This is a genomic window from Pelosinus sp. IPA-1 (genome assembly GCF_030269905.1).
GTDB lineage: Bacteria > Bacillota > Negativicutes > DSM-13327 > DSM-13327 > Pelosinus.
This window is the reverse complement of record NZ_BSVC01000003.1, coordinates 612,281-637,815: the sequence shown is the minus strand read 5'-3', so window position 1 is coordinate 637,815 and position 25,535 is coordinate 612,281. Positions and strand designations below refer to the sequence as shown.

At 39.2% G+C, this 25,535-nt stretch carries 25 protein-coding genes; 4 read left to right on the top strand and 21 right to left on the bottom strand.

Annotation, left to right across the window (positions count from 1 at the left end; translation table 11 throughout):
• Positions 1-472: 472 nt before the first annotated feature.
• The 8 genes from lysS to QSJ81_RS09590 form a co-directional block, all read right to left on the bottom strand.
• Positions 473-1,966, bottom strand: coding sequence for a lysine--tRNA ligase (gene lysS, locus QSJ81_RS09625; RefSeq protein ID WP_285717196.1), 1,494 nt, complete (start codon positions 1,964-1,966; stop codon positions 473-475).
• A 54-nt stretch (positions 1,967-2,020) separates the two neighbouring features.
• Complete coding sequence (greA, locus tag QSJ81_RS09620) at positions 2,021-2,503, bottom strand: transcription elongation factor GreA (protein WP_038667593.1); 483 nt, start codon at positions 2,501-2,503, stop codon at positions 2,021-2,023.
• Positions 2,504-2,725: 222 nt separating this feature from the next.
• Positions 2,726-3,820: a saccharopine dehydrogenase NADP-binding domain-containing protein gene (locus QSJ81_RS09615; protein WP_285717195.1), complete on the bottom strand. Its 1,095-nt coding sequence runs from the start codon at positions 3,818-3,820 to the stop codon at positions 2,726-2,728.
• 15 nt (positions 3,821-3,835) lie between these two features.
• Positions 3,836-4,741, bottom strand: coding sequence for a DUF8754 domain-containing protein (locus QSJ81_RS09610; RefSeq protein ID WP_285717194.1), 906 nt, complete (start codon positions 4,739-4,741; stop codon positions 3,836-3,838).
• 19 nt (positions 4,742-4,760) lie between these two features.
• Positions 4,761-5,282, bottom strand: coding sequence for a transcriptional regulator (locus QSJ81_RS09605; protein WP_285717193.1), 522 nt, complete (start codon positions 5,280-5,282; stop codon positions 4,761-4,763).
• A gap of 167 nt (positions 5,283-5,449) precedes the next feature.
• Complete coding sequence (dusB, locus tag QSJ81_RS09600; RefSeq protein WP_285717192.1) at positions 5,450-6,403, bottom strand: tRNA dihydrouridine synthase DusB; 954 nt, start codon at positions 6,401-6,403, stop codon at positions 5,450-5,452.
• A gap of 173 nt (positions 6,404-6,576) precedes the next feature.
• On the bottom strand, positions 6,577-7,344 hold the full coding sequence (locus QSJ81_RS09595) for a type III pantothenate kinase (protein ID WP_285717191.1): 768 nt from the start codon (positions 7,342-7,344) through the stop codon (positions 6,577-6,579).
• Positions 7,345-7,466: 122 nt separating this feature from the next.
• The gene (locus QSJ81_RS09590) at positions 7,467-8,444 is read right to left on the bottom strand and encodes a biotin--[acetyl-CoA-carboxylase] ligase (protein ID WP_285717190.1); all 978 of its coding nucleotides are present in this window, start codon (positions 8,442-8,444) and stop codon (positions 7,467-7,469) included.
• A gap of 151 nt (positions 8,445-8,595) precedes the next feature.
• Here QSJ81_RS09590 and QSJ81_RS09585 point away from each other — a divergent pair, with 151 nt between their 5' ends.
• From QSJ81_RS09585 to QSJ81_RS09575, 3 genes are all read left to right on the top strand, one after another.
• Positions 8,596-9,273: a response regulator gene (locus tag QSJ81_RS09585; RefSeq protein ID WP_285717189.1), complete on the top strand. Its 678-nt coding sequence runs from the start codon at positions 8,596-8,598 to the stop codon at positions 9,271-9,273.
• Positions 9,270-10,670, top strand: a complete 1,401-nt coding sequence (locus tag QSJ81_RS09580; RefSeq protein WP_285717188.1) for a HAMP domain-containing sensor histidine kinase — start codon at positions 9,270-9,272, stop codon at positions 10,668-10,670. Before QSJ81_RS09585 ends, QSJ81_RS09580 begins: the two co-directional genes overlap by 4 nt.
• A gap of 86 nt (positions 10,671-10,756) precedes the next feature.
• Positions 10,757-11,434 carry a hypothetical protein gene (locus QSJ81_RS09575; RefSeq protein WP_285717187.1) on the top strand — a complete coding sequence of 226 codons (678 nt, stop codon included), beginning with the start codon at positions 10,757-10,759 and terminating at the stop codon, positions 11,432-11,434.
• 237 nt (positions 11,435-11,671) lie between these two features.
• On the opposite strand, the gene QSJ81_RS09570 is transcribed toward QSJ81_RS09575, so the two are convergent.
• From QSJ81_RS09570 to yabP, 12 genes are all read right to left on the bottom strand, one after another.
• Positions 11,672-12,667 carry an asparaginase gene (locus QSJ81_RS09570; RefSeq protein WP_285717186.1) on the bottom strand — a complete coding sequence of 332 codons (996 nt, stop codon included), beginning with the start codon at positions 12,665-12,667 and terminating at the stop codon, positions 11,672-11,674.
• 187 nt (positions 12,668-12,854) lie between these two features.
• Complete coding sequence (ftsH, locus tag QSJ81_RS09565) at positions 12,855-14,750, bottom strand: ATP-dependent zinc metalloprotease FtsH (RefSeq protein WP_285717185.1); 1,896 nt, start codon at positions 14,748-14,750, stop codon at positions 12,855-12,857.
• 116 nt (positions 14,751-14,866) lie between these two features.
• Entirely contained in the window at positions 14,867-15,406 is a 540-nt protein-coding gene (gene hpt, locus QSJ81_RS09560; RefSeq protein ID WP_038667557.1) for a hypoxanthine phosphoribosyltransferase, read from the bottom strand.
• A gap of 63 nt (positions 15,407-15,469) precedes the next feature.
• The gene (gene tilS / locus QSJ81_RS09555) at positions 15,470-16,861 is read right to left on the bottom strand and encodes a tRNA lysidine(34) synthetase TilS (protein WP_285717184.1); all 1,392 of its coding nucleotides are present in this window, start codon (positions 16,859-16,861) and stop codon (positions 15,470-15,472) included.
• 4 nt (positions 16,862-16,865) lie between these two features.
• Positions 16,866-17,300: a threonine/serine exporter family protein gene (locus tag QSJ81_RS09550; protein WP_285717183.1), complete on the bottom strand. Its 435-nt coding sequence runs from the start codon at positions 17,298-17,300 to the stop codon at positions 16,866-16,868.
• Positions 17,301-17,315: 15 nt separating this feature from the next.
• Positions 17,316-18,077, bottom strand: coding sequence for a threonine/serine exporter family protein (locus QSJ81_RS09545; RefSeq protein WP_285717182.1), 762 nt, complete (start codon positions 18,075-18,077; stop codon positions 17,316-17,318).
• A gap of 120 nt (positions 18,078-18,197) precedes the next feature.
• A complete protein-coding gene (gene spoIIE, locus QSJ81_RS09540; protein WP_285717181.1) occupies positions 18,198-20,651 on the bottom strand; it encodes a stage II sporulation protein E in 2,454 nt (817 codons plus the stop codon).
• Positions 20,652-21,261: 610 nt separating this feature from the next.
• Entirely contained in the window at positions 21,262-21,693 is a 432-nt protein-coding gene (locus QSJ81_RS09535) for a S1 domain-containing RNA-binding protein (protein WP_038667541.1), read from the bottom strand.
• An 82-nt stretch (positions 21,694-21,775) separates the two neighbouring features.
• The gene (locus QSJ81_RS09530; RefSeq protein WP_285717180.1) at positions 21,776-22,069 is read right to left on the bottom strand and encodes an FtsB family cell division protein; all 294 of its coding nucleotides are present in this window, start codon (positions 22,067-22,069) and stop codon (positions 21,776-21,778) included.
• 89 nt (positions 22,070-22,158) lie between these two features.
• Positions 22,159-22,629 carry a spore cortex biosynthesis protein YabQ gene (gene yabQ / locus QSJ81_RS09525; RefSeq protein WP_285717179.1) on the bottom strand — a complete coding sequence of 157 codons (471 nt, stop codon included), beginning with the start codon at positions 22,627-22,629 and terminating at the stop codon, positions 22,159-22,161.
• A 4-nt stretch (positions 22,630-22,633) separates the two neighbouring features.
• The gene (locus QSJ81_RS09520; RefSeq protein WP_285717178.1) at positions 22,634-23,368 is read right to left on the bottom strand and encodes a lytic transglycosylase domain-containing protein; all 735 of its coding nucleotides are present in this window, start codon (positions 23,366-23,368) and stop codon (positions 22,634-22,636) included.
• Between the two features lie 214 nt (positions 23,369-23,582).
• Positions 23,583-23,864 carry a sporulation protein YabP gene (gene yabP, locus QSJ81_RS09515; protein WP_285717177.1) on the bottom strand — a complete coding sequence of 94 codons (282 nt, stop codon included), beginning with the start codon at positions 23,862-23,864 and terminating at the stop codon, positions 23,583-23,585.
• A 118-nt stretch (positions 23,865-23,982) separates the two neighbouring features.
• On the opposite strand from yabP, the gene QSJ81_RS09510 reads away from it, so the two are divergent.
• Positions 23,983-24,225 carry a hypothetical protein gene (locus QSJ81_RS09510; protein ID WP_285717176.1) on the top strand — a complete coding sequence of 81 codons (243 nt, stop codon included), beginning with the start codon at positions 23,983-23,985 and terminating at the stop codon, positions 24,223-24,225.
• A gap of 29 nt (positions 24,226-24,254) precedes the next feature.
• On the opposite strand, the gene QSJ81_RS09505 is transcribed toward QSJ81_RS09510, so the two are convergent.
• The gene (locus tag QSJ81_RS09505) at positions 24,255-25,505 is read right to left on the bottom strand and encodes a Ger(x)C family spore germination protein (RefSeq protein ID WP_285717175.1); all 1,251 of its coding nucleotides are present in this window, start codon (positions 25,503-25,505) and stop codon (positions 24,255-24,257) included.
• Positions 25,506-25,535 lie beyond the last annotated feature (30 nt).

The following is a 25,535-nucleotide window of genomic DNA, read 5'->3' as shown; positions in this document are numbered from 1 at the left end:
GGATCAAACTCTCCAATAAATTATATTAGAGAACCTTGATGGCTCTTTAAAAAACTAGCTTTTTGTTAATCTCACCGAAGTGGATCAACTTTGTTTTGTACTCAAACGAGTACCGCACATCTGGCTTATTTAACCTTACTTACATTGTTTAGTTTTCAAGGAACACGTCGTTTTCTTGCGACCACCGACAGTTATATATGTTATCATAACTAATATCTTGTGTCAACACTTAATTTGTTTTTACATTTTGTTAATTGACACATCGTTGTGACGCGAGTATTATTCTATCATTTTAATAAGATATTGTCAACGACATTTTTCTTAACTAACATAAGAAAAGACTTGGCTTATGCCAAGTCCTCGGACCCAGGCAGAAGCCTTAGTCGTTCTTACTTGGAATCAAGAAAGTTTTTTACTTTCTGATTCCGTAAAAATAAGGGTGAGCCGATTCGCTCACCCTTATTACCTATTACTATTCCTTATGGCGCATATGAGGGAAGAGAAGAACATCTCTAATAGAAGGACTGTCTGTGAGCAACATAACTAAGCGATCAATGCCAATACCTAAGCCACCTGTTGGCGGCAAGCCGTACTCCAAAGCATTCACATAATCATGATCCATCATATGTGCCTCATCATCACCAGACTCACGTTGTTCTACTTGGGAATTAAAACGTCCCTCTTGATCAATGGGATCGTTTAATTCAGAAAAACCATTTGCCAGTTCACGTGCAAAGATGAAAACTTCAAAACGATCTGTAATATCAGGATTTTCTTTATTACGTTTGGCCAATGGAGAAATCTCAGTAGGATGTCCAATAATAAAGGTAGGCTGAATCAAATGTTCCTCAACCTTATCTTCAAATATATTATTTAAGATGCCGCCAATGCCATTCTTCTTCTCGTATTTAACACCTAAGCGATCTGCAATATTTCTTGCTTCTTCGATCGTTGTAACGGTATCAAAATCAACATCCGTATATTTTTTTACTGCTTCAGGCATAGTCATTCGATTCCAAGGTGGCGCTAGATTAATTTCTTGTCCTTGATAGGTAATCTGCGTCGTGCCCAGCACCTCTAAGGCGATACCAGAAACAACGTCTTCTGTTAAACGCATCAAATCTTGGTAATCAGAATAAGCCTGGTACAATTCTACAATTGTAAATTCTGGATTATGTCTAACGGAAATGCCTTCATTTCTAAAAACACGTCCGACTTCATACACTCTCTCAAACCCGCCAACAATCAAGCGTTTTAGATACAATTCAGGTGCTATTCTCATAAATAAATTCATATCTAATGCATTATGGTGTGTAACAAAAGGACGGGCTGCAGCACCACCCGCAATCGGATGCATCATTGGTGTTTCTACTTCTAAATAGTCACGTTTATCCAATATGTTTCGTAAGGATTTAATAATTTTACTACGTGTTACAAAAGTATTTCTTACTTCTGGATTGACAATCAAATCAAGGTAGCGTTGACGATAACGTGTTTCAACATCTTTTAAACCATGCCATTTTTCCGGAAGTGGTCTAAGAGATTTTGCTAAAATTTCAAAGCTGCTTGTTTTTAAACTAATTTCACCACGTTGAGTTCTAAAAACAATCCCCTCAATACCAACAATATCACCGATATCAAGAAGTTTAAACTTTTCATATTCAACTTCGCCAATCACATCTTGACGAAAGTAAGCTTGCACTTTACCAGACATGTCCATTACATGAACAAAACTAGCCTTACCATGACCACGTATTGCCATAATACGCCCAGCAACTCGCACTGACTTTTCTTCTAGCTTCTCAAAATTGGCAATTACATCGTTTGCATGAATTGTAACATCATATTTTCGAGCAAAAGGCTCAATTCCTTGTTCCTCAAATGCCGTCATTTTCTCACGGCGCACACGCATAAGTTCGTTTAAATCTTCAGTTTTTTGAATTTCCTGATTCTTTACTTCTGTCATTTTATGCTTTCTCCCCTAACTCGTCCATCTTGGCATTTCCAAAAGAAGAAACAATTATAAGTTCCGTTTAATATCAATTACTTCATATTTTAAAATACCAGCAGGCACATTTACCTCAACAATACTACCTATTTTTTGTCCTAAAATTGCTTGACCAACAGGTGATTCATTAGAAATCTTTAATTCCACTGGGTCAGCTTCAGCCGAACCAACAAGAGTATATTCAAATTCATCTCCAAACTCCAGGTCTTTTAAAACAACGGTAACACCAATAGAAACTACATCAGTTTTTATCTCTTGTTCATCAATGACTTTACTATTACGAAGCATTTTCTCTAATGTTATAATTTCGCCTTCGATAAAAGCTTGTTCATTTTTCGCATCTTCATATTCGGAGTTTTCACTGATATCACCAAATTCGATTGCTTGCTTAATTCTTTCAGCTACTTCCCGACGGCGTACTGATTTCAGATGATCAAATTTCTGCTCTATCTTCTTTAATCCTTCAGCAGTTAGAATAAATTGCTTTTCAGCCATACGTTTCTGCTCTCCTTTAATTTTGATTCCTAATGATTTATATTAGTTTATTCTATAATAGTCCCTTTTGCTACAACAAAATTAAAAACCCCATTCAAATACTGATCCATAAGACAATATAAATAGTGTCAAGTGAGTAACTTGACACTTTAACAGCAGGTTAGAAACCCAACTTAATATGCAATTAATTATAGGTATAAACCACTTGTTTGTCAATGTTTTCTAACCAATTCCCCTCCTTTGCATTTGATTATTAATAATTACATTTTCTTTAATCGCAGCAATCTCATTTGCTGTGATAGCTCTTTCAAAACTACGAAAGCCCGCTAGTTTAAATCCGTGTTTATTACCTAATTTTTCAATTGTTTCCACCTGTTTCACAGTGAGTTCGCGCCCCAATGTAAAATTCTCATAGCGTTGTTCTAAGGAAAGTATCATTGTTTCTGCCATACAAGCATAAGCCGTCCCTTCAGGAAAACCAAAGTTTAGTCCAAAGTCAACATCCCCAGGAACCTCAACTACGCCGCCTTCAATGACCAATATATCATTACGCATTTCCGCTACACGGCGAGAAACATTTCGTGGTCTTGCAACATCACAAACAATCGCACCTGATTTTAAATCTTCAGGTTCAATAATGCTATCAATTGCGCTAGTCACAGCAATAATAATATCAGCTGACTTTAAAGCAGATTTAGTATTCGCAGTTACCTTAACAGCTAATCCTGTTTTTCGTAAAATTTGCTCAGCAAGTTTTTCCAGCTTTTCTTCATTACGTGCCGCTAGTGTTAGATACCTTACTTCCCGTGCAAGGATTTGAGCACAAGCCCCACCAATAGAGCCAGTAGCCCCTAATATCAATACATTAGCCTTGTCTAGATCAATACCCATTATTTGAGCGGCCTGCCTTGTTCCCTCAAGAGCAGTAGCAACCGTATAACTATTTCCCGTGGTTACAGCAATATTTAAGTTCTTGGCAATGGTAATACCTGCATCCCCTACTATGGAAGTAAATGCCCCCAGCCCCACGATCTTTGCACCTAATTTTTCTGCAACCTTACCTGCTTTAATAATTTTCTCAATTACATACTTTTCAGGCATCTCCATCATCTGCCGTGATGTTAATGGACAACCAATAAACCACCCCTCACTTTGCGTAGACGGTGACTGTATACCTGTTATATGCGAAGCCTTAAATGGGGGAATATATTTTATTACCCCCTCAACCAAACCATCCGGCCAATTTTTAGTAAATGCGAACTTGCGACTAAAGTCTTTTGCGGCGAGCGGATGTACAATAAAAGCAAACTTTTCCATATCAATGCTCCCCTTTCAATCAGAAAACCGCTTAATACGCGGCATAATATCCAATTCCTTTAAAATTCGTCCATAATCATATGGCGTAATTTCCTCTGGCTTCTTGCCTAGTAAAGTTACTAATATGGCTTCCAACACATTGGTACCTAAAGAACGGCCACCAATTTCTGGTGTAGTTGTAACCAGTATTTTCACGCCCCGCTCTTTAAGCAATTCTTCGTCTTGCTTGGTAACCGTATTCGCAATAATCAACTTTCCAGTCAGTTTTTCTGGCATGTTTCTGCGAATAAAATGAAAATCGCCAGCAATAATTTTGGCTTGCTGAAAATATTGACTAAAACGCGGAACATTCTTCATTTGATTTTCCCCAGTGGGATAAAACATCTTAATCGGCAGCCTAGTTATAACTGGCGCAACAACCCGTGCCAGCATTGCCAAGGTACCTAAGCTTCGAATGGGAATGGGCAGACCTAAACCAAATAGTAAATCACCAAATACAGCTTGACTACCTGCTGCTATCAGTTCTTCTGCTAGACCAAACCGATCAACCGCACAAACTACCAATACTTGCTGATTTTTAAATAATATACCTTCTTTTTCCGCTAGATGCTGCACTACCCTCCGCTCAAGGGTGTTTTTCACACCACTACCATCAACGATTGGCGTATATCTAGCTGCAGCAGCGATTTCAGCTGACTCTTTAAAAGTATAACGTTTATTCCCAGCATATATATATAAGTCTGTCCCACCCATGCCAAAAGCATCCACTTTACCATCTAGTTCACGGATCAACTGTATGGCCTTAGCCTTATCACCGTCTGTTCCTATCCGTTCGATAGAAAAAGTATGTCCACCAAACTCTGCTATTGCTTGGTGATCACGCTTCGATGACCCTAAACTAACACTGACAACTCTCTTCATGCTACGTGTAAGCCCCCTATTACGCAAACAACTGCCGTACAATGCTCCTTATACTCTCTGGATCCACGTATTTATTCTCTGCAATAGGTGATTCTCCAATTTGTACGCCAATTATTTCTTTATCTAAAAGTGTTTCCATTAACTTAATTCGTAAATTTGAGCCTAATATAATAACAATGTCATAATTGTGTAATGTAGCAATGATTTCCATTATCGTATTAAAAAGGCCAACTCCCGTTTTATTTTGCACAAAATCCCAACGTTCTTGCTCTGACATGAGTAAAGAATAATCAATACCTTCTTGTGCGGCCATACGTCTTAGTTCCTCACAATTTTCAATGGGAAAACCAACAAGGGCAACCCGTCCTCCTTTGCGAACTTCTCCCACGGTTTCCAATTTAGAAATAACGGTTCGATCTATTCCAACACGGTTAGCTACTTCTTGTTGAGAAAAACCTCGACTACGCAGATCTAACATTTCATCAATTATTTGATTGATCTTTTGTCGGTTGATGATCTTTTCACCAATCCGTAACAGCATCCGTCATCCTCTCCTATATTGAATACTGATAGAATTTTACAAGTGTATGTATTACATCTTTAAATTTATATCACCTAACATAGTATATGTGCACAACCTTGTGCACATACATATTTTAGCATTTTTTTTCGAATTTAACAAATATAAAAACTTTATCTTATCTTAGACTATTGAAATTGTTCTAATACCGCTATAAAATCTTCTTTACTTTCTGCTTGATTAAGCTTTAATCTTAATTCTGCTGAATGCGGCAATCCTTTTGTATACCATGCGCCATGACTGCGCATTTCTCTAATTCCCACATGTTCACCTTTATACTCTATTAACATATCTAAATGCCTAAGCAATACAGCAACGCGTTCACTCATTAAAGGTAACGGTAGGATTTCCCCTGTTGACATATAATGGGTAACTTGCTTGAAAATCCAAGGATTGCCTTGTGCACCGCGACCTATCATAATAGCATCACAGCCAGTTTCAGTCATCATTTTTACCGCATCATAAGGTGCACGGATATCCCCATTACCGATTACAGGAATGCCAACACTTTCTTTAACTTGCTTTATAATACTCCAATCCGCTTCACCTGTATAAAATTGTTCTCTCGTACGGCCATGAACTGCAATAGCTGCTATACCCGCTTTTTCCGCTAACTGCCCCATCTCCACCGCATTAACTGATCCCTCACTCCAGCCTTTACGAATCTTTACCGTTACAGGTACACTTACAGCTGCCACAACACTAGCCATAATACGGTATGCTAAATCAGGCTGACACATTAAAGCCGAACCGCTTCCATTCTTAATGATTTTAGGTGTGGGGCACCCCATATTAATGTCAATGATATCAGCACCGGATTTTTCAACAATGGCCGCAGCTTTTGCCATACTTTCAGGATCTGAACCAAAAATTTGCATTGCGACCGGTCGTTCTCGTTCATCAATTTTTAGCATATGCAAGGTTTGACTATTTTCATATAGCAAGCCCTTATCACTGACCATTTCAGAATACACCAACCCACATCCCATTTCTTTGGCTAATAGCCGAAAAGGCAGATCAGTAACTCCAGCCATCGGGGCCAGAATCACAGGATTTTCTAATTTAATAGTACCAATTTGCATATAATCATCGCTCCTATAAACATAGAACCTTTTAAACCACAGAGGTGCAAAAAGCACTTCTCTGTGGTTCGTATTTCTCACTTGATTACTAGTATATTATAAATTGGAGTTAGTACTTGCTGCCTAGTTGAAAACCGAATATCTCTTACAAGCATCAAGCACCAATCTAACTTTTATTGTTTATTTAAATCATAAATAATTCGTAAGCCTTCCAATGTTAGAAAGTGCTCTACTGCATTAATAACAGTCGTTTCTTGCGCAATCAAATTTGCCAAGCCACCTGTTGCAATGACATAAACATCTTGGCCTATTTCTTCTTTCATGCGATTAACAATTCCATCTACTTGTCCCACAAAGCCAAAAATAATTCCCGACTGCATACTGGTAACTGTGTTACGGCATATGACATTCTTTGGTTTTACCAATTCAATCCTTGGTAACTTGGCAGCCCTTTGGAATAAGGCTTCTGTCGAAATACCAATACCAGGAGCGATAGCCCCTCCTAAATAATCGCCATTACCTGAAACAGCGCAAAAAGTTGTCGCTGTACCAAAATCTACAATAATTAGGGGACCACTATACTTATGATGCGCAGCAACCGCATTTACAATACGATCTGCTCCTACTTCTCGAGGATTTTCATATTTTATAAAAATACCCGTCTTAATTCCAGGTCCTACCACTAATGGTTCTACATTAAAATACCGTTGGCACATCTTTACCAAAGGCACAACAAGGGGTGGTACAACAGAAGAAATAATTACTGCAGAGATGTCTTTAATACTAAGACCACCATAAGTAAAAAGGTTGTTTATTAAGATTCCATACTCATCACCTGTTTTTTGCCTATCAGTAGATACCCGCCAATGCTGTAATAATTCTTCACCGTCATATGCTCCAAGCACTATATTTGTATTTCCTATATCAAACACTAACAGCATAAAATTCAGCCTCCTGTTGTAATTTCTTGTAAAACCAAGGGAAAACCCACCATGACAGTATATAAACTGTTAGGCATCCTGTCAACCTATGTAGACGATAAGATTTCATTGGTAGGTAAAATCTACACTTTTGGCCGAATTGAAATGTCTCCAGCAATAATTCTTTCTATTTTTTCTTCCGTTTGAACCAGCAGTGTACCGTCTTGGTCAATATCAATTGCCACCCCGCTAAACTGTCTGCTCCCACCTAAGGCGTCAATCGTTTGCCCTAGCGTAACGGAAAGTTGACGCCACTCATCTAACATTTGAGAAAAACCATGTTGTATTACTTTATTGTACTCTGTTTCTAACTCCGCCAAAATTGCCTGCAATAAGGTTAGTCTCGCTATAGGCTGCCCAGAGGCCTGAGAAAGAGAGGTTGCAATTTCTCTAAGTTCCTCTGGAAACTCATCTTTGTCAATATTTACATTGATTCCCATACCAATTACGATATAATTGATCGCGTCCATTTCCGCATTCATTTCAGTCAAAATCCCTACTATCTTTTTCCCTTTATATAAAATATCATTCGGCCATTTAATACCACACTGCACTTTAGTTATAGTGCGAATCGCCTTGGTTACGGCAACAGCAGCTAGTAAGGTACACTTAGGAGCATCAGAAGGAAGAAAGGGTGGCTTTAATATTATGGATAGCCAAATACCTTTGCCAGAAGGAGAAAACCAGCTGCGAGCGATCCTCCCTCTTCCCCTGTTCTGCGCCTCAGATAATACAATTGCACCTTCGTGGCATCCTAAGTTTGCTTGTTTTTTCGCTTCATTATTAGTAGAATCAATATCATCAAAATAATATATTTCATGTTGCCCCAACATAGTGGTCTTCAATTGATCTCGAATCTCATCTGGTAATAGGCGATCTGGTACACTTCTTAGACGATAACCTTGACGAGGATGGGCTTCAATCTCATAACCTGCCTGTTTAAGGGTTTGCATATGTTTCCAAATTGCCGTCCTAGAGACTGACAGCTGTCTGCTAATTTCTTCACCGGATAAGTACTCATTTGCGTTATTACGTAACATATTTAAAATGCTCTTGCGCACTGTATACGCCTCCTACTGTATTTGTTAACTAAATAATAATCTTCTAGTTAACTTCTTGTCAACCTGTCACAAGATCACTTAATTAGGTAGCAGCTATACTACAGCAAATTTAATGATATAATAGAGAAAATAATCATAGAGGTGAACTATAATGCCGATAAAAATTTTAGTAGCAGATGATGAGCCTGCTATTTCTGAAGTAGTCAAACTCTACTTAGAACAGGAGGGCTTTACTGTATTTACAGCGGAAGATGGTGAAATCGCTCTTACTATTGAAACAACGGAGCAACCTGATTTGCTAATTCTTGATGTTATGCTACCTAAATTATCAGGCTGGGAACTTTGCCAAACTATCAAACGCCCAGTTCCTGTTATCTTTTTAACAGCTAAAAGTGCAGAGGTCGATAAGATGACAGGTTTTTCCTTAGGTGCGGATGATTATATTACCAAACCTTTTAGCCCAAGGGAACTCGTAGCTAGAATTAAGGCTGTCCTGCGCCGTAGTGGCTTACTACAACCAAACGGCACCACACTAAACTTTGCAGAACTCTCCATCAATACGGCAGCCCAAGGAGTGGAGTGTAATGGACAACTCGCTTCTTTATCCCCCAAAGAATTTGAACTACTACTTTTTTTAGCACGTCACCCCCATGTAGCTTTTTCCCGTGAACAACTGCTGACAAATGTTTGGGGTTATGATTTTGATGGAGATGACCGAACGGTAGATGCTACCATTAAAAGATTACGTCAAAAATTACATGACGCTAACTATACCTACATTCATACGGTTTGGGGTACAGGTTATAAATTTGAGGTATTAAAGAAATGATTCGTTCTATATTTAGCAAGATTCTTCTATCACATATTGGACTTGTTTTATTAAGCACAATCACCCTAACCCTATTTATGTCCTATCTGGTCAGGTCCACTGCTATTGATACCAAACGCCAAGACCTGCTCACTAAAGGTGCTACTGTCATGGAATTGTTAACACCGGACATTATCGCTGGCAAAATACCTCCTGATGATGTTCTAGACAAAATTGGCGATTTAGCAGGAGGTTCCATTTGGATTGTAAATCAAAAAGGGGCATTGCTTGCCGGAAAGCCGCCAAGCAATTTTAGCAAACGTTTTCAAGAAGTAAAACAGGAAAATACAGATTTATTTAGCAATGGCCCCCATTCATGGATACGCCCTACCTCTAAACATAAAGATCCATCCATCATGGTTGCTCTCACTATACCGGATTCCTCAACTCCAATTGTTGTATTTTTAGATGCCCCCATCATAGGAGTCAATAAAACCGTCGCCTCTTTAGAAAACTTATTACTCTACTCTTTGTTATTCACTCTCTTTACAGCCATTATCGTAGGATTCCTGGTTGCCCGCAGCCTTACAAAACCCATAGCAGACATTAGCCAAGCTGCAAAAAGTTTTGCAAAAGGTAATTTCGATAGCCGCACTACTGCCACAGGAAATAATGAGATTGGCCACTTAGGACAAACTTTTAATACCATGGCAGATTCTTTAGCGCAAATTGAACAAAATAGGCGTAATTTTCTCGCTAGCGTTTCACATGAGCTAAAAACTCCAGTTACCTCAATTCAAGCTTTATCGGAAACCATCTTAGATGGTTTAGCCCCTAAACCAGAGCAGCAGCATCGTTATATAAGTACTATATTAAATGAAAGTAAACGTTTAGGTCGATTAATTGGTGACTTGCTTGATTTATCCCAATTAGAAGCAGATGCATTGTCGATTGTCTCCGAGAAATTGGATATAAGTAAATGGTTACAAATAGAAATTGAAAAAATCGAACCCCTATTGACAAAAAAACAAATTGCTCTTTCTCTTGACCTACCAGAACAGGTCCCCTGTGCCTGGGGTGATGCAGATCGATTAAGCCAAGTATTTACTAACTTACTTACTAATGCTATAAGACATTCACCTGAACAGGCAGTAATCACTATTAGCTTATCCATAATAAGACAATCCTTATCCATTGCCATTATAGATTCAGGCTCTGGCATTTCACCTGAAGATCTACCTTATATCTGGGATCGCTTTTACCGTGGGGATAAATCTAGAGCGCGAATTTCTGGTGGCACAGGGTTAGGTTTAGCCATTACCAAAAAGCTAATACAGGCGATGCAAGGCACCATTACCGTTGAAAGTCAATTAGGGAAGGGATCTACATTTACTTTTACACTTCCCATCGTCAAATAATTCTCCTGTCACTTTTTTGTCATATTCTTCAAGTATACTGACCTTAGCAGCTACAATAGCTGACACTAGAAACAGGGGGAATCTCCATGAAAATGATATCTAGAAAAACACTTGCCGCTATGATTGCGGGAACCTTTATTATCGCCGGTGCAGCTAGTCCCTTCATTGCCCAGGCGGTAGAGGCACAAGAATCACCTTCAGCATATCACCAAAAACAAGGACAAATGAAAATGAGCCCAGAAGAAGCTGCCAAAAGAATTTCTGAGACCTTTGGCGTTGAACAATCTACTATTTTAGCCTACCAAAATAACGGCATGAGCCTAAAAGATATTAGAAAAGCAGCATTTTTAGCCAAAGCCAGTGGCAAATCCATGGAAGACGTCGTTAGCAAAAAAACAGCTGATAACACTTGGAAAGATGTTTGCAAAACTTTGGGTATTACAAAGGAACAAATGAAAGCAACTCGTCAAGACATTGCTGCCAATCACTTAAACAAAAAAACTGGCATAGATAAAGAAACCGCCCTTGATTTACTTCACCAAGGATACCACCCTCGCGATATTGGTATGGCTAAAGAGTTATCTAAAAATACCAATCAACCCATTAATGATGTATTATCATTAAAAAAAATCAACAATACTTGGTCTGATGTTGCCAGCAACCTAGGAGTTGATAAAGATACCTTTAAAAAAGACTTAAAAGAGATGGGTTATGCTCCTCACCATAGAGGACCTCATCAAGAAATAGGCCAATCTAGAATTTAGATAGATCACAGGGCGAAAAGGACACGAGAAAATTGCGTAATGACAATTTTCTCGTGTCCTTTGGTCCTCTGGATTCAGTAAGACTAACATATATAGGGTAAAAAAGAAACAACTTGGTTTACACCAAGTTGTTTCTTTTTTTACGGAATCAGAAAATATAACACTTCCTCCGATTCCAAGTAAGAAGACTAAGGCTTCTGCCTACGTCTGAGGAGTTAGCCTAAGCCAAGTCTTTTCTTATATTGTTGCTTCTACCGTTCCGATTACATCGCCACGGTGATTTTTTAGCACAGGAGGAAACTGTTCCACTAAAGTTTGGTACTCCGCTGAAGAAAGTAAATCGAGCTTCTTCAATATAGCTATTCCAGCTGGATTAACCGCACGATAACTTCCATCGTCAATTTTAAAGGTCACACCCAGTCCATCTGGCACGGATGCTAGGCAATACACTGCTTCCGAACCTATTTTAGCTAAAATACGTCCTTTAGTAACGTTCATAAGAACAGTATCAAAACGCTTCGTACCTGCCACAACGTGAGGATGGGCTAGCATAGCGTCACGAATCAGACGTACCGACTTCTCGCGTTGACCCCATTGCCCCTCCTCGGGTTTAGCCAAGCGGGCATAGGCCAATGACATATTATAAAGCGGCAAATAAAATACAGGGACACCGCAGCCATCGATTCCTGTTTCCACTGTTTCTTTTTGCATTCTTACACTATCAGCAACAGCCTGGTGCATCATTTGTTGAACCGGGTGCATTAGTTCTGTATATCCTGCTATCGCAACCTGTAACATTTGAGCAAGAGCCAGCATACCACTGTGCTTACCTGAACAAGCATTATGTACTACCTGAAAAGGCTGCTTTTGCACCATTAATTCTTTAGCCATTTTACTACTCATTGGCTTGGCAGGACCGCAGGCCAATGCCTCAATCGTTAAACCTACTTTTGCCAGCAGGGCATGTGCCAAAGCAACATGCTCTGCTTCCCCACTATGAGAAGAAACCATGAAAGCGATTTCTTCTTCTGTTATTTTAAATTTTTCCACGCCGCCTTGTTCTACAAAAGGTAATAATTGAAAAGGCTTAGCAGCCGAACGCCAAAACATTGGCCTCTTGCCATCCCCAAATTCCCATACCATTTTCCCTGTTACATCTACAACAGCAACATCAGCCCGATGTACACTCTCCACCTTACCACCACGTGTATAATGCAATAATACTTCACTCATCACTAAATACCCCCACTTGATATCTTATTACAACGAAGAAGCCATTTTTCACCAAGAATAATCCTAGTTTTTAAACACAAAGACACAAAAGATAATCCCGTAGCTACTTTGTGTGCCACGCTAGGTATTGTACCTTTGCGGTTCTAAAACCAATATATGAAAGGGCAGGTTTGCACCTGCCCTTCAACTAGGAACGAGAACTATATACGATTTTAGGTCCCGTTTGACTATTGTCATCAGTGCCCTCACCTTTAGTAAGAACAATTTCGTCTTGCTCAGTTTTTTCAGAAATCTTACCATTCGCTAAAAGTTCTTCTAAATCACTGGCTTCTAGTGTTTCTTTTTCAATCAGAGCAGCAGCAATCAAGTGAAGCTTATCAATATTTTCTTGCAGCATTGCTTCTGTTTTATTGTAGGCGCCTTCAATTAACCTACGTACCTCTTTATCAATGGCAGAAGCTACTTCTTCACCATAATTACGATCACGGGAAATATCTCTTCCCAAGAATACCTGTTGCTGTTGTTTATGTCCAAAAGTAATTGGCCCTAAGCTCTCACTCATACCGTATTCAGTAATCATCTTACGGGACAAATCAGTAGCACGTTCCAAATCATTTTGAGCACCAGTACTAATTTCCTTAAGTACTACAGCTTCAGCTACACGTCCGCCTAATAAAACACTAAGCTGTTCTAGTAATTCCGTGCGTGTTGCATAATAGCGGTCTTCTGTTGGTAACATCAATGTGTAACCACCAGCTCGTCCTCTAGGGATAATCGAAACTTTATGTACTGGATCTGTATTATCTAAAAGCATCCCAATCAAAGCATGACCAGCTTCATGATAGGCAGTGAGCTTCTTTTCTCGTTCACTAATAACCTTACTTTTGCGTTCTGGTCCTGCGACAACACGCTCAACGGACTCTTCCATTTCAGGCATGTCAATCCGTTTTTTATTACGGCGTGCTGCTAAGAGAGCTGCTTCATTCACTAAGTTACTAAGATCAGCACCAGTGAAACCTGGTGTACGACGCGCCAACACATCAAGACTGACTTCTTTCGCTACAGGTTTACCTTTTGTATGAACTTTTAAGATCTCCAAACGGCCTTTGACATCCGGTTTATCAACAACAATTTGTCTATCAAAACGACCTGGACGCAATAATGCAGGATCCAAAATATCTGGACGATTCGTTGCCGCAATAATGATAATACCTTCATTAACGCCGAAACCATCCATCTCAACCAATAATTGGTTTAAGGTTTGTTCCCGTTCATCATGACCACCACCGAGGCCTGCGCCCCGTTGACGTCCTACAGCATCAATTTCATCAATAAACACGATGCATGGCGCACTCTTTTTAGCTTGTTCAAACAAATCCCGAACTCTTGAAGCTCCGACACCAACAAACATTTCGACGAAGTCAGAACCACTAATACTAAAGAACGGCACTCCCGCTTCTCCAGCTACTGCTCGAGCTAATAGGGTTTTACCAGTTCCTGGAGGTCCAAACAATAAAACCCCTTTTGGAATACGAGCACCTAAATCGTTAAATTTCTTAGGATGTTTTAGGAACTCAACAACTTCCTCCAATTCTTGTTTGGCCTCATCGGCTCCTGCCATATCGCCAAAGGTTACTTTGATTTTATCTTCACCATGAAGCTTCGCACGGCTTTTGCCAAAAGACATTACCCGATTACCGCCACCTTGCGTCTGTTGCATAATGAAGAACCATACCCCAATTAAGAGCAACATTGGCAAAATAGAAGAGAAAATTGTTGTCCACCAAGGCGGTTGCGGTGGTTGTTCAGCTTTAATATCCACATTTTTTTCTCGCAACGTATTAATAAGCGTAGGGTCATTTGGTGTAATCGTCGTAAATTCTGTACCATCCGTAAGTTTTCCACGAATGTTATTTTCTACAACGGTTACTCCCTGGACCTTTTGCTCCTCAATTTGATGTAAAAATTGAGTATAACTTATTTCCTGTTTATTCGTCGTACGTGAGGAATAATAGTCAATTATTGAAATAGCAATGATAATAATCAACAAATAAAAACTTACATTTCGAAAAAATTTATTCAAAGTAGCCCTCCTCTCACTGAAGCACCATCGATACTTTCCTGCCATGGGCATTGTTATGTCCTTTGGCCTTCATAGAAAAATATTATACCACCAAACCTAATAATTAACAATAAAACTTAGTCTTGATAAACTTCAGGTTTTAAAATACCAATGAAGGGTAAATTCCGATATTTCTCAGCATAATCTAAACCGTACCCAATCACAAAATAATCCGGTATGGTGAAACCGTTATAAGCAATATCTACATCTACCTTACGGCGATCTGGCTTATTAAGAAGTGTACATATTTGAATACTAGCAGGTTTACGCGACTTAAGGTTATCCATCAAGTAATTTAATGTCAACCCTGAATCAATAATATCCTCTACTACTAGAACATGTTTTCCTTCTACGTTCTCATCAAGATCTTTTAAGATACGTACCACACCGCTAGAACTGGTACCTGCTCCATAACTGGACACAGCCATAAAATCAATTGCTACAGGTATTTTAATTGCTCTAGCTAGATCAGCCATAAATAGTACTGCCCCACGCAATACCCCAATCATTAGAATTTCTTTGCCTGCATAATCCGCAGTAATTTGTGCTCCTATCTCTGCAATACGCCCTGCTAATTCCTCTTCACTAAGTAAGACCCTTTCGACATCATTAATCACTCTTGTTCCTCCTGTTTTATTATATATATTACGCAATAAAAAATTCAATCTAACAAAAAAAAATTATTCTTTTATTGCATTTCCTACAATTGTTAGTACCAATTTTTTTTTTGTTGTGTCCCTGCTCTTACCATTTTGACTTTGTCGATAACCACCCACCCAAATAATACTTTTTTGATCGCAGATAATTGGGATGTCATCCCTCATTTCCCGCGGGACCTTTAAATCAATTAGAAAATCTTTCACTTTTTTACTTCCTGCAAACCCAAGAGGTTGAAAGCGATCGCCATCATGACGAGTGCGCACAAATAAAGGATAAGATAATTCATCTGCATCAAACACAGCCCTATTTGTTTTCGCTTTAACAAAAGTGTCTGTTAGCTCTGCTGTAATCTCGATCCCCAATGCTGTAATTAGATTACTACCAGGTACAATTAGTTCCTGTCCAGGATACTCTACCTTTTTTTTTAAAGATACAGGGTTTGCTCCTATATATAATCCGTCATAATCTTTGTGAACGGTAAGGCCACCAGGTAACTGTAATTTGCTGCCTACTCGTCCAGTAAAAAGCATCTCTATCAAAGTTTCCACATGGCAAAAGGTTATTCCTCTTACAGATCCTTGTTTTTTTTCTATGGACATACGAAAAATTTCACGTTTTACGGCAATATGTAAAGAATTCATTGGCTCAGTAGCAATAAATATGCGATCTGTGCCTTCTGTAACAACCTGAGCCCACACGTCTTTCGCTGTCTTTTGAATAAAATTATGCTCATCGCCTACGATCATCGCCGTTCGGCACAAAGCTTCCCTGACAGAACTATTATACTTCTTTTCTAGCTCTGGTAAAAGATGCATTCGAATACGATTACGTAAATAATTCAAATTTTCGTTAGAACTATCAAATCGCGGCTCTAAACCCTCTGTTTTACAATAATCAATTATTTCGGCACGGCTCACTCCTAAAAAAGGGCGAATAATATCTCCATTAACTGGTTGAATCCCACGAATCCCCGCACTTCCGGCTCCACGTAACAGATTCATTAATACAGTTTCCCCTTGGTCGTCTTGGTGATGCCCTGTCGCAATTTTTGCTCCCCCTACGTCCTGAGCAACTTGCCGCAAGTACTGATAACGTAGAATTCGAGCAGCTTCTTCTCCTGATGTCCCCGTCTCTGCTATGAACCTAGGAACATCAATTGCCGTATGATAGCACGTAATACTACGCTCACGACAAAAGTTTACTACAAAGGCTGCCTCGAGGGCCGATTCCTGCCCCCGAATCATATGATCTACATGAGCAACTACTATACTTATACTATATTCTAAACGTAATCTGGCAAGGATATGTAATAAAGCCAACGAATCTGGCCCACCCGAGCAAGCTACAATTATAGTATCACCTGTAAGTAGCATCTTATGTTTATCAATCCACGCTCTAACTTTTTCCAACATCCTGCTAATTACTCTCCCTATTACTACTTTTTACTATTCGAAAAATAGTAGAGCTTACAAAAATACCAAAAGCAATAGCTCCCGCTGACAATATAGTCTGCATTCCCATGGAAACCCCGGCAGAATATTGTCCTTTTACCATATACAACATAGTAAAGTAAGCATCACCTCCAGGCACCAAGGGAATAAATCCAGGTATGATAAAAATGGTTGCGGGTTTTTTTATTATACGAGCTAATATCTCAGCCAGCACTCCCACAGTAACACTTGCAAAAAAATCTGCTACTATCACTGTTGCCCCAGACTGCATAGTAATAAACATAATAAGCCAAGCTGCTACTCCAACTAAACTTGCTGACGCTACTAATTTGCGTGGTATGCGATATAATATACCAATTGAAGCCGAAATTAAAAAAACTGCTATAATTTTCAATGCCATTTTAACGCCACCTCATTATACCGTAAGAGCCAACATAATGACTACCCCCATAGCAACTGCTACCGATGTTAAGGCCGCTTCTAGCCCCCTAGATAAACCACTTAGTAAATCTCCGGCAATTACATCTCGTATGGCATTGGTGATTGCTACACCTGGAACAAGGGGCATAATACCGCCAATTATGACAGCATCTGGTCTTAAATGGGGCAATAAAGAATGTAGAAGGGTCCCACAAAAAGCTACTGCCATCCCACCAAGAAATTCAAAAGAAAAAGAAAGCCCATGCAATCTAGATATAATATGGGCAATATATCGAACGATTGCTGCTGCCATAAAAGCAACTACTACTTCTGGCAAAAGAGCATCTTGCAATATTGCCGTACCTGCGCCTATAGTCCCTGATGCCAGCATGGAGGGTAAAAGGGAAAATCCTGTACGTTCTTTACTAATATGCTCCAAAATTTTCTTGGCATCCCTATATTCCATGCGCTGATCTACCAAACGCCGAGATAACTCATTCACCTTTGAAATACGGTCCAAGTTGATCGTACGATTACTTACCCGACGCATGACAGTCAATGTCTGACCATTAGCGTCCGTTACCGTTAGAAAAACCCCTGTTGGAATGACGAAACTCTCTACAGCAAGGGCGCCGCAAGCTTTGGCCATATGATCCATAGTTTCTTCAATTCGATACGTCTCCGCTCCATTCTTAAGCATAATCTCGCCAGCTACTATAACTAATGAAACGATTTGCTCCAAGGAGATTGTCAACACCTACACCGCCTATGCTATTTTTAGCCTTTATTCTCGCGCCTTATTATATTCTCCTGCAATGAAAACAAAAATAACCCAGATGAGGTACACCTGAGTTATTTCTTATAATACTTATAATACTTATTTTACTGAATCTAGAGAGTTAGAAACTTTAGCAACCATAACTGTCATATCATCATGCACACGATTGCCAGACAATAATAAAGCCTGAGCTAGAATTTGTTCTGCAAGAGCCTGCGGTTTTGTATTAACCCCTCGCCTTAAAAAGTTAGCCAACCAATTTTCTTTATCCAAGCTGCTTTGAGGAACATCAACAATGCCGTCACTTACCATTACAATAAAATCACCATCTACTACAGTTGCTTTTATTGGCTTTAACTCTATTTGCTGTAAAATACCAATTGGCAACGAGGAAGATTTAATCGTCATAACTTCTCTAACTCTCTTAACAAAACTTGGTGCCGAACCAACTTTTAAAAATTCAATTTCTCCCGAGTAAGTATCAATCACTGCCATATCAATCGTTACAAAAGATTCATCCCTTGTACGCAGGAGCAGCATCGAATTGATAGTCATAACTGCTACATCAATATCAAAGCCAATGGATAACAATTTTTGCAAAAACTTAATGGCAAGAGAACTCTCAACGGCTGCTTTCTTGCCACTCCCCATACCATCACTTAATATTAATGCAACCTTTCCTTTACATAAAGGTACAACGGTACAAGCGTCGCCACACACACTTTGTCCCTCTTTGGCAAAGCTAGCAATACCCGTTTCAATTTGAAATTTTTTTGCCACTTTCATTGTTAACGTACATTTCTTATCTTTTCTCTCATCACCACATTCAGCTAATAGTTCTAGTTTTTCTCTTAGGACACTAGAAGCTAAAGGCAAAACTGTGTTGACACATTCTCGTTTCCCGTTACAGCAGGTTTTCTTAGCCTCTATAATACCTTCCCCTGCCTTACCTCTTATTCGCACTCCCGTAAGGGGACACGCAAGCATAGCGGCCTTTTCTTGTAAAAGTAAAGACATATTTTGATCAGTTTGCTCTACTTTGCCAATTTCATAGGCTAAATTGCTAATAATGACGCTAGTTGCTTTCATTTGTTCAGTAACTGTTTGACGCTGTTCTATCATCCTTTTTTGCCAAAAAGCAGCGGAACGATTTCGCTCTGAAACTAAAACTATTGTATCGAGTAATTCCTTACAACGAATACAATTTTCTTGAAATACCTTTGGCATCTTCTCTACAGACAATGAATGATTTTCTACCTGCCCCAAAATATCCAATATCCCATGGTAAGTACGATAAAAATCCGTTTCCCAGCACAGTGACCGTTTATTACAATCCACACACACCTGCTCTCCTACGGCGGATAAGGTCCTAGCCAGCTCGTCATCTTGGATCTTTCCTTTCGTATCTTCAACAATACTACTGAAGGTACTAGCAAAATCATTAAATACTTCTGCGATATTATGAATTTTAGCTACGGTTTCTTTTAGATGCAAAGAATCTGCGCCAATAGAAGGTGTTGATGTAAAAGCAATATCATGCCACGCTGCTAATCTTTTATTGGGAGCAAAAAAGAATAAACCACCTGCGATAGCACATTCACTCATTACCTTTGTCAATTGATCATCCTGACCAAAGTATAAAACCGTAATAACACTCCCTAAGACAAATCCTAAAATAACTGCAAATTTTCCTAATCCTCGAAAGGTTCCTGCTAAGACTCCTGCCACTGCATACAATGATATGGACAGAGCCGCATTTCCGTTACTTAATCCAATGATTGCACCAACTGCCACTCCAACACACGCGCCAAACCCAGGCCCGCCAGCAAGTGACATGGCCATAATTAACAAACAACCTGCCATGTTACGAATACTATAGTCAAATATCACAGTAGTACCCAAGCCAGCTACTGCTACTGCCAGTAGTAAAATCATACAGCTAAGCCGTTCACTTGTTACATATTGCCGCAGCACGATATGAGACTGTTCGCCAATCAGCAGGGGCACCGCATACATAAAAATATGAGATAGGATCATACATGTCCCAGCATTAAGTAACACCACTAAAAAAGTATATAGTGTTGGTTGATGAAACATACCAATGAACAATCCACTACAAAGCACAACGCAAAACAGTAATATAGGGACAGCTAATACTTTTTTATGCAATCGGGTAATTTTATCTGCCCACAAAAAATATAAAAACATAAAGACCGAGTAAGTGCCAATCTCTGTATAGTAGCCTCCTGATGCCAGTCCTGCAATCGAACAAATTCCAACCATAAAGGCTCGTCTTTTTTGAATTTGGGCTACTGCTGCAAAAAAGGCCAATCCCATGGGTGCTATATCTCCCATGATGGAAACCCGCCCCAGTAAAAAAGCCAAAACATTCATAAACCAATTTTCACTATATACCAATGAAAAGAGTCTATTGTACATCTTACGAAAAATTGCCTTCAAAGGAAACCATCTTGGACTTGCTTTTTTCTTTGCCACTGGCTGGAATACCTCTAGCATTTCACTCGGTAAAGTAACAACTGTCATTTTTGGCATATTCAGACACCTCTGTTCATATAATACTAGTAAGCACTAACCCGCCCCACTTGAAAACACAAGACTTATCCATTCTAGTTCTCCCCTCTTATGAGACTGGGAGTATTAAGGCTGTTTATCTATTTAATAAAAGAGCGTACTATTATTTTACATATATTGGTATTCATTCTTTGTCTTAACAAGTCAGGTAAGAAACAAAAATTCCGACAAAAAGTAGAATAAAATTTAAAAAATCACCTGACAAATTCTTTGCCAGGTGATTTTCCCTTTAAGAAAGCTTATTTTTTTGTCGAGTCACACAGAAAATTTACTAAAACTATTCTTACAAAAGTCCTTATAAAGAAGACTTGATTCAGATGGAGTTTTAACTTCATCTGAATCTTAGTCGCACTTATCCAGGGACTTAGCCGCTCTTAACTCCCACTTATATAAGTGAGCCTTGGGTCCGGAGACCCTTAGAGCGAACTTACTTCGAGTTTACAGACTGTTACCCGGACCAGAGGGCAGGATATTACAGGCTGTTAACGAGATGAAGATGGGAGTCTTAGAGCGGTTTAGTCATCGGATAAATCAAAAAGAGCATTTCATTAAGAAATGCTCTGATGAACCATCATTGAGAACGAGCAGCGCCACGTCCGCCACGTTTGGATTCTGTATTACGTTTTAAATCTCCAAGACGCTCATCGCTGTCTTTTAAGAATTTAGTCAACTTGTCTTCAAAGGACGGCGCATTTACTTTACCAAAACGCCGATTATCATTGGCTGGTGCTCTCCTTGGAATAGGATTAGGAGCTGGACTTGGACTTGGTGGTTGAAGCTGCTTAATAGACAACCCAATTTTCCCACGTTCATCAACTGACAAAACCTTAACTTTTACTGGATCTTGCTCTTTAAGGAAATCCTTCACATCGCGAACATATACATCAGCAACTTCTGAGATATGAATTAAACCTACTTTTCCTCCAGGCAGCTCTACAAATGCTCCGAAATTTGTAATACCTGTCACAACGCCCTCAACCACACTGCCAACTTCAATGGACATACTAATCAAACTTCCCCCTTAAAAAACTATGTTTTTCATCCATATTATAACCTTGACACCGAAAAGGTGTCAAGGAAAGCCGCTACAAATTATTTTTTTCTGTTGTAATGAAAGGAATCTCTCCCGGTTTTACTAAACCAAGTTCTTCCCGCGCTATTTTCTCCACGTATTTGGAATCCTGCAACGCATTACGTTCCCCTTTTAGCGCCGCATTCGTTTGTTGTAATTGTTCGAGTTGCATACGTGTACTTTCGGTCTCATGGCGAATAGAAGCTAGCTGACTCTGTTGGCTAACCGTCAAAAATAAAAAATATCCTCCAAGTACTAGGATAAATAACTTAAACCATTTAACTCGATACTTATGCCGCCCTTGCATTGACCACACCACCATCTAAAAAATATTGCATCTGAAGTATGTTTATTCGTCAACTTGATGGTGCATTCCTCTTTTTTATAATCTCTTTTCTATTTTTTCTCATCAATCGGTGGTTTTGGATACTTTTTACGATACCAGGTCCTCATCTTTCGATTCGTGAATTTAAAAGGCCAGCCTATTATTTTCATGCACAATAAAACGGGCTTAATGATTAGTACCATAAAAATTCTTTTAACAAGTATGGTAGTCTTTTTAATCAACTTAATTACAACTGAAAATAAACGAATCGTATATAGGCTTAATAATCGATAATAGAAAACTACACCACTTATAATTCCCAGAAATACATAGAACCTAAGTTCTCCCCAATTACTTATTACTAAAGCAAGAAATACAATCACTGTCGCTAGTAACCAGTATAATAAGTCAGTAAACCAGGTCGTCAGTACTTTGGGTCTAAAAGTACCACGCAGAACCCGATAACCATCAAATAACACTCCTAATAAAATACCAGTGGCAATCGTAATTAGAAAAGTGATAACCTGACTATTAAATTGCACTGCTTCACCCCCAGCGCCACGAATGATGATATCTATATAAACCTCTCGCTACCCACAATAATCCTAGGATTGTAGCAATAAAACACCAACCTATGAGTTTATGTACATTCTCCCACTGTGTTAATGAGAAAATAGAACTAGGTAGCGGATAACCACTTAACTCATACCAGTTGTCAATCACCCGTTTAGTATAGTTAATCGTTTCCTCATAGGGAGGTATACCACCATACTTATCCACAGCTCCCGGACCCGCATTATAGGCAGCTAAAGCCAATACCATATTTCCTTTGTATTTATTTAGTAATTGACTGAGGTATACAGTGCCAATACTAATATTAAGTTCTTCGTTATAATAGCACTCCGAACTACACTCCCCTGGATGGCGACCAACGCATACCTTACTTTCTTGATTGATCTGCCGCCACGTTCCAGGCGTAATTTGCATTAAACCATAAGCCCCTGCTGTTGATTGAGCGCGAGGTTGAAAGGAACTCTCCGCTTGAATCAAGCTAGCAATTACCTGTGCATTAATCCCAACTTGGCGGGCATGACGATTGATATTTTGTGCGTAAGGTATTTTACTATCAACATCTGCTATGGTGTAGGCTTTCTCATTAAATTTCTCCCATACTAGACTATGATTACCTAGATTTAGGTAGCCTACTAAGGTATAAATCGCGAATTCCAGCACCAAAACAATCAAACCAACACGCCACACCATCAATAATCGTCGCCGCAAGACAGTACTCCTTTCATAAGAACTGGACGAATCATTGATAATAAAGATTTTTTTCGTAATAAGAAAAGACTTGGCTTCTGCCAAGTCCTCAGACGCAGGCAGAAGCCTTAGTCGTTCTTACTTGGAATTAAGAAAGTGTTATACTTTCTGATTCCGTAAAGAAAACTTGGCTTGCGCCAAGCCAAGATCCTTAAAAGTTACTAAGGATGTTTTTTTATTTTAAGAACCGTTCTAACAATCCTTTCTTCGCATGAGAAGAATCGTCATAAGAAAGACTTTTAATTACGCCATCCACCACAATATTACCCTTATCTAGATTTAGCTGTTTAATATTAAGCCCTTCCCCTTTTATCAGCAATAACCCCTGTTCTGTTTCCATAATGACTTCTTTTTCGTCGTAACTTCCCAAGCTGCTAACACCATCAATTGTTATTTCCTCACGGTCAACTAAAAGTATTTGGTGACGCCATGTAGGTGTTTTATCATCGATCCCCATAGAAAGAATCCTCCTTTATGCTAACTACTCCATGTATATGACCCCTATTCGAGAAATAGTACATTAGAATAATTTGGGTATACTAAAAATAATTCCTCAGTAAAAGGAGCATTTTTTTATGATCATAGAGCAATCCACACTTTATCACCTTTGGCAAAGAGTGTCTTATGAAATTGTCCACAAAACTACAATCTGGGTTTTACTAGTTTTCTTTACCACTGCTGGAGGATCATGGCATCTTGGTAATATTTTAGCAAAACACAATGCAAGGGGACGTGAAGCCAACCTTGCCTATAAAACAGCCATAGGTTATACTGCTGCTGGTATCTTTTTCTGGTTGTTCAGTATGGTTATGGGGTAAGAGAAACGTAAGCAGGCAACGGCCTGCTTTTATTTGTGTCCCCCTATATTCTCTATTATCACATTAACAGAAGGTATTAAGGAAATATTGGGGAATTGTTCTTCATTCCAATGCTCTTTTACTCGTTCCCAGGCTAATGGCTGATGTGCTTTTAGTTTACCCGCAAAATCTCCTGGATCGGTTTGTAGATGCTGGTAACTATGAAAAGCATATAATATATTATGTTTTACTTCCTCTGCTACTAATATCTCAACTTTATGAAGTTCTTCCTCGTCCATTGCATCAAAATGATCCCCACATTGGTTTTCACCAAGATTACCTTTCATCCTAATGTCCAGGGTAAAGTAAATCTCCTCTCCGTTGATATGGGGAGTGAGCTTTGTCTCATGGAGAAAAAGCTCAAAAGCAAGTATCTTTCCTGGATGGTCAGGGCATTCAATCGTAATAATAGCCGACTTTTCTGAGGCACTAAAAAAGGCCGTTCCCTTAGTAGCATACTCATCTATATACCCAACAAATTTACCTTCCTTAAATAAAGCTGTTCCACCTAGCTTTATCATATCCCCTTCCAACTCAACCCGACTTATCTGCACTGTTTTTTTATTATCAATTGCTTGTGAAGTTTCTCCTAAACCTGAATTCCAACCTGGCATATGAGGATTTTTCTTGTATAAATGTAGGCTACGGGCCAAAAATAGCCCTCCTGGCTCACCGCTAGGAGGCTTAAACTCTAAAAGTTTTTTCGCCTTACCGGAAGTAATTAGAGGTTTTATTAACCAGCGCATTTCCGTATCCCTGCGGAATAGATCAATTATAGGCTGTAATCCCTCCTGCTTGACAGCTTCTTCGCTAATGACAATGGCCTGAATGTGTTCAAACCAAAAGCCTTTACTTACTTGTCCTAACATATCCCTCAGCATTTCAAACATAGACTCACCCGTACTGGAAATAACATAAGTTGATACTGACGCTTTTCTTCCTCCCTCGCCACCGCTACTTGCAGGTGTTAGCTGTAGTATTTGGAAACTAAGACGGTAGAGCTTATCACCATGAGGCTGTATAAAGCTTTCAAGAGACTTTTTATCTTTTTCCTGCTTTGCGTCTTCCCCCTCATCCGCTTTATCAATGCCCACCGCCAACACAAAATGTCTTTCCTGCAGTTCCTTTTGATCCCAACAACCGCCAATAAACATACTGATCGTAATAGTAAAAATGCATCCTAAACAAACCTTACACCATTTACTAATTGTAGAATGTCCTAAATAAGATAACAAATCCACCACCTCCACAGCATAGGCTTGCTACAGATA

Coding starts and splice junctions, on each gene's coding strand:
- QSJ81_RS09595 (WP_285717191.1), bottom strand. CDS start 7,344: ATGCTGTTAGTGTTTGATATAGGAAATACAAATATAGTGCTTGGAGCA.
- QSJ81_RS09575 (WP_285717187.1), top strand. CDS start 10,757: ATGAAAATGATATCTAGAAAAACACTTGCCGCTATGATTGCGGGAACC.
- QSJ81_RS09610 (WP_285717194.1), bottom strand. CDS start 4,741: ATGAAGAGAGTTGTCAGTGTTAGTTTAGGGTCATCGAAGCGTGATCAC.
- QSJ81_RS09605 (WP_285717193.1), bottom strand. CDS start 5,282: ATGCTGTTACGGATTGGTGAAAAGATCATCAACCGACAAAAGATCAAT.
- lysS (WP_285717196.1), bottom strand. CDS start 1,966: ATGACAGAAGTAAAGAATCAGGAAATTCAAAAAACTGAAGATTTAAAC.
- QSJ81_RS09580 (WP_285717188.1), top strand. CDS start 9,270: ATGATTCGTTCTATATTTAGCAAGATTCTTCTATCACATATTGGACTT.
- yabP (WP_285717177.1), bottom strand. CDS start 23,864: ATGGGGATCGATGATAAAACACCTACATGGCGTCACCAAATACTTTTA.
- tilS (WP_285717184.1), bottom strand. CDS start 16,861: ATGTTGGAAAAAGTTAGAGCGTGGATTGATAAACATAAGATGCTACTT.
- QSJ81_RS09615 (WP_285717195.1), bottom strand. CDS start 3,820: ATGGAAAAGTTTGCTTTTATTGTACATCCGCTCGCCGCAAAAGACTTT.
- QSJ81_RS09570 (WP_285717186.1), bottom strand. CDS start 12,667: ATGAGTGAAGTATTATTGCATTATACACGTGGTGGTAAGGTGGAGAGT.
- greA (WP_038667593.1), bottom strand. CDS start 2,503: ATGGCTGAAAAGCAATTTATTCTAACTGCTGAAGGATTAAAGAAGATA.
- QSJ81_RS09510 (WP_285717176.1), top strand. CDS start 23,983: ATGATCATAGAGCAATCCACACTTTATCACCTTTGGCAAAGAGTGTCT.
- QSJ81_RS09530 (WP_285717180.1), bottom strand. CDS start 22,069: ATGCAAGGGCGGCATAAGTATCGAGTTAAATGGTTTAAGTTATTTATC.
- QSJ81_RS09550 (WP_285717183.1), bottom strand. CDS start 17,300: ATGGCATTGAAAATTATAGCAGTTTTTTTAATTTCGGCTTCAATTGGT.
- spoIIE (WP_285717181.1), bottom strand. CDS start 20,651: ATGCCAAAAATGACAGTTGTTACTTTACCGAGTGAAATGCTAGAGGTA.
- dusB (WP_285717192.1), bottom strand. CDS start 6,403: ATGCAAATTGGTACTATTAAATTAGAAAATCCTGTGATTCTGGCCCCG.
- QSJ81_RS09535 (WP_038667541.1), bottom strand. CDS start 21,693: ATGTCCATTGAAGTTGGCAGTGTGGTTGAGGGCGTTGTGACAGGTATT.
- QSJ81_RS09585 (WP_285717189.1), top strand. CDS start 8,596: ATGCCGATAAAAATTTTAGTAGCAGATGATGAGCCTGCTATTTCTGAA.